The organism is Sphingomonas sp. Ant20 (assembly GCF_000783375.1).
Classification (GTDB): Bacteria; Pseudomonadota; Alphaproteobacteria; order Sphingomonadales; family Sphingomonadaceae; genus Sphingomonas; species Sphingomonas aerolata.
The window spans coordinates 1-7019 of record NZ_JRVI01000015.1 but is presented as its reverse complement, the minus strand read 5'-3'; the positions used below and the strand labels follow the sequence as shown (position 1 = coordinate 7019).

The 7019-nt window shown below is 69.2% G+C and carries 7 protein-coding genes and 2 pseudogenes; 1 reads left to right on the top strand and 8 read right to left on the bottom strand.

Annotated features, from left to right (window positions below; genetic code table 11):
* The coding region (locus NI18_RS26460; RefSeq protein ID WP_037528344.1) for a double zinc ribbon domain-containing protein at window positions 1-518 on the bottom strand (518 nt) is incomplete at its 3' end.
* A gap of 41 nt (window positions 519-559) precedes the next feature.
* On the opposite strand from NI18_RS26460, the gene NI18_RS04055 reads away from it, so the two are divergent.
* On the top strand, window positions 560-1432 hold the full coding sequence (locus NI18_RS04055) for a class I SAM-dependent methyltransferase (protein ID WP_052148978.1): 873 nt from the start codon (window positions 560-562) through the stop codon (window positions 1430-1432).
* Between the two features lie 2 nt (window positions 1433-1434).
* Here the strand turns inward: NI18_RS04055 and NI18_RS04050 are convergent, their stop codons facing one another.
* The 7 genes and pseudogenes from NI18_RS04050 to NI18_RS04020 form a co-directional block, all read right to left on the bottom strand.
* On the bottom strand, window positions 1435-1773 hold the full coding sequence (locus NI18_RS04050) for a hypothetical protein (protein ID WP_037528342.1): 339 nt from the start codon (window positions 1771-1773) through the stop codon (window positions 1435-1437).
* A complete protein-coding gene (locus tag NI18_RS04045; RefSeq protein WP_052148977.1) occupies window positions 1774-2583 on the bottom strand; it encodes a transporter in 810 nt (269 codons plus the stop codon).
* Window positions 2580-3349, bottom strand: a pseudogene (gene xth / locus NI18_RS04040) (exodeoxyribonuclease III). Before xth ends, NI18_RS04045 begins: the two are co-directional and overlap by 4 nt.
* A gap of 6 nt (window positions 3350-3355) precedes the next feature.
* Window positions 3356-3694 (bottom strand): iron-sulfur cluster insertion protein ErpA, encoded by a 339-nt coding sequence (erpA, locus tag NI18_RS04035; RefSeq protein ID WP_031394554.1) that lies wholly within the window; start codon window positions 3692-3694, stop codon window positions 3356-3358.
* Window positions 3695-3782: 88 nt separating this feature from the next.
* The gene (locus tag NI18_RS04030) at window positions 3783-5006 is read right to left on the bottom strand and encodes a M23 family metallopeptidase (RefSeq protein ID WP_037528340.1); all 1224 of its coding nucleotides are present in this window, start codon (window positions 5004-5006) and stop codon (window positions 3783-3785) included.
* A gap of 248 nt (window positions 5007-5254) precedes the next feature.
* Complete coding sequence (locus NI18_RS04025; protein WP_037528337.1) at window positions 5255-5719, bottom strand: peroxiredoxin; 465 nt, start codon at window positions 5717-5719, stop codon at window positions 5255-5257.
* Window positions 5712-7019, bottom strand: a pseudogene (locus NI18_RS04020) (glutamine-synthetase adenylyltransferase); the annotation flags it as partial. The gene NI18_RS04025 and the pseudogene NI18_RS04020, both read right to left, overlap by 8 nt.

The window sequence follows — 7019 nt, the reverse complement described above, 5'->3', positions numbered from 1 at the left end:
CGCGCAGCACGGTCGACGGTCGTTTGCCGCGTCCGGACGAGGACATTCAGGTCGGCGGGCACGGCCGACAGGCTCGCGAGCGTCGTCGCGATGAGCGCCGCCTGGTTGAACCCGCGCGACCAGAGCCGCCAGCGGTGCAGCGGCACGGGCACGATCAGCGCCGCCTGCTCGGGCATGAGCCGGTGCATGGCACGCGCCATCGTCGCGGCGAACGCGGTTCGGCCGCCATATTTCAACCGCAGCGCCAGGCCACGCGCCACCGGTCCATAGGCGACCGCGGCGCGAACGCCCGCGTGACGCGGCGGCTGGATGAGGCACGCGGCGCACAATGCGCCGTCGCCGCGATCATGCGCAAAGGGCAGGTTGCACGCGGCACACCAGGGCGGACCGAGAAAGTGCAGGCCGTTCCAGCAGCTTGCGCAGAACCGATGGTCCGCCGCCACCGGACTGCCGCAGCCGGGGCAGCGCGGCGGCAGCGCCAGCCGGATCACCGCACCAATCGGATCGAGCAACCGCATCCGCCCTTGTCGTCAAAGCATGCAGACGGCACAAGCGCGGCGTGCAGATCCCAGACCCCAGCCAAGGCAGCGCCCCGGAAATCTTCGACCGGGTCGCCCGCCGCCAGCGCCGCGACCGCGCGCGTGCCGCCTATGCCGACGCGGATTTCGTGCGCGCGACGATGCTCGACGGGATCGCCGAGCGGCTCGATGCGGTGACGCGGGACTTTGCCAACATTCTCGATCTTGGCTGTTTCGACGGCGCGTTCGTAGCGCCCCCGGGCGCACGGGTCGTACGCTGCGATGCGGGCCACGGCTTTGCCGCGCACGCGGGCGGCGTTCAAGCCGACGAGGACCGGCTGCCCTTTGCCGACGCATCGTTCGACCTTGTCGTCAGCGCGGGCGTGCTCGACCAGGTCAACGATCTGCCTGGCGCGCTGTCGCTGATCCGCCGCGTGCTGCGCCCGGATGGACTGTTCCTCGGCGCGTTCGTCGGGGCCGGGAGCCTGCCGGCACTCCGCCAGGCGTTGCGGGTGGCGGAGGCGGAGCGACCCGCCGCGCGGCTGCATCCGCAGATCGACGTCCGTTCGGCGGGCGATCTGCTGATGCGCGCGGGCTTTACGCTGCCGGTGGCGGACATCGAGACGCTGAACGTCGGCTACCGCGATGTCGGGCGACTGCTCGGCGATCTTCGCGGGATGGCGGCGACGAACGTGCTCGCGGGGCGTAGTGCGCTCGGCCGGCAGGCGCTGGCGGGGCTCGCACAGGCCTTTGCCGAGCTCGCCGACGCGGACGGGCGGACCGCCGAACGGTTCGAGATCATCTTCCTTACCGGCTGGTCGCCTGCCCCGTCACAGCCCAAGCCGGCGCGACGCGGCAGCGGCACCGCCTCGCTCAGTGATGCGCTGCGGACCCGACCCCGCGACCCGACCTGAGCCTAACGGGCGGGGTCGGCCGCTCGGCGACCCGGACCGAACGGAATGCGCAGCGTGACCACCGCCCCGGATCCGGTCGCCCCCGGCAGCGTGCTCTGGACCGCATGGACATTGCCCGTCCCGCCGCCCGGCAGCCGGAACGTCATCGGTGCATCGGGTGCGCTGACCGGCGGCGTGGGAAGCCGTGCAAGACGCTGGTCGGTCGGCCGGCCACAGACGACGATCTCGCCACCGGGCGGCGTCACGGGACAGGGGGTCGCCGTCCGAGCGACCGGGGGGCGAAGTTCGCGCGGCAGTGGAGGGCCAGCGACGGCCTGCAGTCCGATCAGCACCGCGATCATCTAGAACCTCCGCGCCACCCCCGCATAAAGCCGCGCGTCGGGGGTATCATGGGTCAAGCCCGCCGCCCCGAAAATGTCAAACTGAAGATCGTCGCCCACCATCCAGGCAAGCGAGAGCGCGGCCAGTGCCTGGGTGCTGCGGCCGGCCGGGTCATCGTCGCGCAGCGCCTGCAGCTCGGCATTCAGCGTCACCGCCTTGTCGAGCGTGAAGGCGAGGCCGACCGCGCTGCTATAGGCGAGGTGCCGGCCATGGCCGTCGTCGTCGACCGCGGCATCGACCTCGGGTGTCAGGTCGAGCGACACCGTATCGGACATTTCGAATGTCACCGGCAGCAGCAACCCGCTGCCCCAGTCGCCATCACCGACCGGCGACCGGCCGACGGGAAGCGTCACGAACGGCAGGACGGCGATCGACAGGCCCTTGCCGTCGGGATGGCTCAGGCTGGCCTTCATGCTCAGTGACACGTCGCCGATGCGGTCCGCGACGTCGATCCCTGTTTCGTCGCGCGTCCGATCATGGCCGAACGGCGTCCATCCCACCCGCGCCTCGACCGTATCGCTGACCCCGACCCGCACGAGCGTATCGGCGATCAGGACGCTGTCCTCACGCGAGCCTGCCCCGTCGTCGCGCGTCCAGTCGGCGAGCGCGGCTTCGACCGAGACGCGGCCTTTTTCCATGGTGCAGGCGGGCGTATCGATCCCCGGGCGTTCAGGGCAATAGTCGCGCTCCTGCGCACAAACCTGGGTCGAACAGGCCAATAGCAGCGTCGCCAGCACACCCGCGGCAAGCCGCCCCGCCGGTGCGTTCATCGCAGGCGGACCCAGGTCGGGGCATGATCGCTAGCCTTCTCGCGGCCGCGATAGGCCTTGTCGACACCGGCATCGATCATCCGGTCGGCCGCCTGCGGGCTGAGCAGCAGATGATCGATGCGGAAGCCCGCGTCGCGCTGCCACGCGCCCGCCTGATAATCCCAGAAGGTCCACACGCCCCCCTTGGGAAACTGCGTTCGCAGGGCATCGGTCCAGCCCTGCCCGAGCAACGCGCGATAGGCGCTTCGGCTTTCGGGCTGCATCAGCGCGTCGTCCTGCATCCGCGACACCGAAAACGTGTCGTCGTCATTCGCGATCACATTGTAATCGCCCGCGAGGATGGCGGGTACCTCCTCGGCCAGGAGCACGCGCGCACGCGCCGCAAGACGCGTCATCCAGCGGAGCTTATAGTCGAATTTCGGGCCGGGCTGCGGATTGCCGTTGGGCAGATACAGCGCGGCGATCGTCAGCCCGTCGACCTCGGCCTCGATATAGCGGCTGTGCTCGTCTTCCGGCTCGCCTTCAAGGCCGCGTTGCCGGACCCTGGGGGTCTGCCCCTTGGCAAGGATCGCCACGCCGTTCCAGGCCTTTTGCCCATGCCAGACAACACCGTACCCCGCCGCCTCGATCTCCGCGCGAGCGGAAGTTCGTCGCTGGTCTTGAGTTCCTGCAGACAGACGATGTCGGGCTGCTCTTCGGCAAGATATTCGAGCAGCCGCGGGAGACGAGCCTTGATCCCGTTGATGTTGTACGTGACGATCTTCACCGGGCGTCAGACCGAAAAGCTCGAGCCGCAACCGCAGCCCGAGGCTGCATTGGGGTTCTCCACGCGGAACGCCGCGCCGGCGAGCGACTCGACATAGTCGACAGCGCAACCCCGGACGAGGTCGATGCTGACGCTGTCGACGACCAGCCGGACGCCGTCGCGTTCGGCAACCACGTCATCCGCCTCGGCCGCATCGGCGAACCCGAACTTGTACTGGAAACCAGAACAGCCACCGCCATCGACCGAAAGGCGCAGGATCGCCGGCTTGCCCTGTCGGGCAGCAATTGCGGCGACGCGCGCTGCGGCGGAGGGGGTCAGGATGATGTCGGGAGCCAAGGTTGCCATGGTCCCGAGATAGGCGGTCCCGCTATCCGCGGCAACCTCGCCCTACCGCGGAGAACCGCGGACAGGGCTTGATAGAAAACCGTGCGCCTCAGTCCTGCGCCGCCGGACCGTCCGTCGAGACCGGGATCGCACCGACCGAGCGATCCTGCGCGGCGAGAAGGTAGTCGGCGGTCGTGAGGAACGGGATCGGGTTCACGGCATGACCATCGATCCGGACTTCATAATGAAGATGCGGGCCGGTCGAGCGACCGGTCGAGCCCATCAGTGCGATCAGCTGGCCGCGCGTCACCCGGGCATTGTCGCCGACGAGGATCTTCGAGAGATGGCCGTACCGGGTCGCGATGCCCTTGCCATGATTAAGCTCGACGAGATTGCCATAGCCGCCCTGACGACCGGCATGCGAGACGATGCCGTCAGCCGTGGCGTAGATCGGCGTGCCGACCGGACCCGGAATGTCGACGCCGGCATGCATCGCGGCAGTCCCGCGGAACGGATCCGAGCGGATGCCGAAATTGCTGGTGAAGGACAGCAGATGGACCGGCTGGACCGAAGGAATCGCGATCACCCCCTGCTGCAGCGTGTCGAGCTTCTTCCAGGTCTGGAACAGCGTGCGGAACTGGGCGTCGGCGCGGACATCGGCCAGCGCCTCGGGGCTGTCGGCAGCGACCAGCGGTCCGCCCATGGCGGCCTGCTTGCGCGCATGGGTACGCTTGGCCGCGGCGGCGACGCGTTCGGGACGCAGGCCGAGCTTGCGCACGGTGTCGGTGGTGTCGGCATAGCGCTGATCGAGAACCGTCTGCGCCGCATCGGCGAGAACGCGCTGGCGGCCCTCGACCTTGACCAGCGGCTTGACGACATCGGCGGCCAGCGCGTCGGGCGCGGGGTCGATTGCCAGCGTCGCCAGCGCCATCGCCTTGGTGTCGCCCTTGCCGGTCAGGGCGGCGGTGATCAGCTGCTGGCGCTGTTCGACGCGGGCGGCATGCGCTGCGGCGGTCTCGCGAATGGTCGCGACGCGCGCCTGCATCTGACCGATGCGGCGCTCCATCTGCGCGACCTGGAGTTCCGAATCGGGTGCGGCAACGACGCCGGCCGCGGCTGCGGCGCCATAGGCTGCCTGCGCGGCACCATAGCCGGAAAAGCCGAGCGTCACGGCGCTGAGTGCCGCCATCGCCGCCTGCTTGCGGCTGCCCAAGCGAACCCGGCGGACCGAGTGGCCGTCGTGAACCGTCAGGTCCCGCGCGGCGAAGAGCGTCTTGATACGAAAGGCTGCGCGGTTGGCTAAGGCTGCAGCGGAAACGGTGATATCGACCATTGGTCCCCGACAAAAACAGGAGCCGGATCGCAAACGGGCCCGGCGCCAAGACTCTGTCCTGAACCGCAGCCCCTCCGCGTCCCAGACAAGTGAGGATGTGTGCCGATTTGATCCACTTCGGCAAGAGCCGCGCCGCTAACTTGGGGTGGACCGGGACGCGCGTGCGTTGAGCCGTTGAAACCAAATGGTACCGGTAAAAAGGAATCGCCCCGCCAGGGGACGCCGCGCCCTACCCCGTGGAACGGTCTTTATTGCGGGGTCAGCGCCTTGGCGGCAGCAAGAACGGCCTCGGCATGGCCGGGGACCCGGACCTTGCGCCACGATGTCGCCAGTCGGCCGTCCGCGTCGAACAGGAAGGTCGCGCGCTCGATCCCCATATATTTGCGGCCGTACATCGCCTTCTCGACCCAGACCCCGAAGCCCTCGCAGACCGCGCCATCGACGTCGGTCGCCAGCGAAACCGTCAGACCGTGCTTGGCGCTGAACTTGGCATGCGCGGCGGCCGTGTCCTTCGACACGCCGAGCACGCCGACCCCGATCTCAGCGAAGGCCGACTCGAGCGCGGAAAAGTCTTGCGCCTCGCGCGTGCAGCCGGCGGTATCGTCCTTGGGATAGAAATAGACGACCAGCGGGCGCGCCAGCGTCGTCAGCGCAACGGCCGTGCCATCGGGCATCGTCACCGAGACGTCCGGGATCATCGCACCGTCATCCATCCTGCTCTCCTGTCAGTTCGTGCCAGAACGCGGTCACCTGTTGCCGGACCTCGGCGAGGCCCGCAAGAACCGCAGGCCAGTCGTGCAGCCCGAGCGCGCGCGCGATCAACGCCTGGGTCGGCGGGCCGGGCGGCGCCGCGTCGGGCGCGACGAGCCGCAGCGTCACGAGCAGGCGCGTCAGGATATCATGCGCGGCGAGCATCGTCGCGGGCATCCGCCCTTCGGCGACGAGCTGCGCGATCGCACGCCCCAGATTGGCATCGAAGCCGCTGCGCTCAACGAGTTGTACGACATGCGTCGCGAATTCGAGATCGACCAGACCACCCGGCAGAAGCTTCGCGTCGAGCGGCCCCTTGGCGGGCTTGTGCGCGGCCATGTCGGCGCGCATCCGCGTCGCATCGCCGACCACGTCGCGCTCGGTCCGTGCGCCGGTCAGGACATCGGCGATCACCGCGGACAGCGCCGCCCGGGCGGGCGCGGATCCGAAGACCGGCCGCGCCCTGGTCAGCGCCATATGCTCCCACGTCCAGGCCTCCTCATGCTGATAGCGTACGAAGCTGTCGAGCGTCACGACCAGCGGCCCCTGCGCCCCCGATGGCCGCAGCCGCGTATCAATCTGATAGAGCGGCCCGGCCGCGGTCGCGACCGACAAGGCCGCAGTCACCCGCTGCGCCAGCCGGTTGTAGTAGAGCGTCGCGCCAAGCGGTTTGGCGCCATCCGACTCGGCAGTGAAATCGCCGGTGAAGAGGTAGACGAGGTCGAGATCGGACGCATGCGTCAGCATCGCCCCGCCCATCCGGCCGAGCGCCAGGATCACGAGTTCGCTGCCCGGCACCCGGCCATGGACGTCGGCAAAGCTGCGAATCGTCGCCTCCGCCAGTACCGCGATCGCCGCCTCTGCCACGCGCGCATAGCCCGCCGCGACGTCGAGCGGATCCGACGTCCCCGCAACGATCTGCGCACCCAGCGCAAAGCGCAGTTCGCCGACCACGCGCCGGACGTGATCGAGCCGCCCCTGATAATCGAGCCCCGCCTCGCCCGCGCGCATCCGGTCGATCAGCGCGTCGACCGCCGCGACCGGGGCGAGCGCCGTCGCATCGATCAACCCGTCGAGCAGCGCGGGGGCGCCGCGCCAGTTCCTCCGCCAGCGTCGGCGCGTGGCTGAGGATCGCCGCGAGGAGCGTGGCGAGCGCCGGTCGTGCTTCGAGCAGTCGGAATACGTTGATCGCGCTCGGCAGACGCTCGAGCATCGAATCGAGTCTCAGCATCGCGGCCTGCGGCTCGGGCGCGGCGGCGAGCG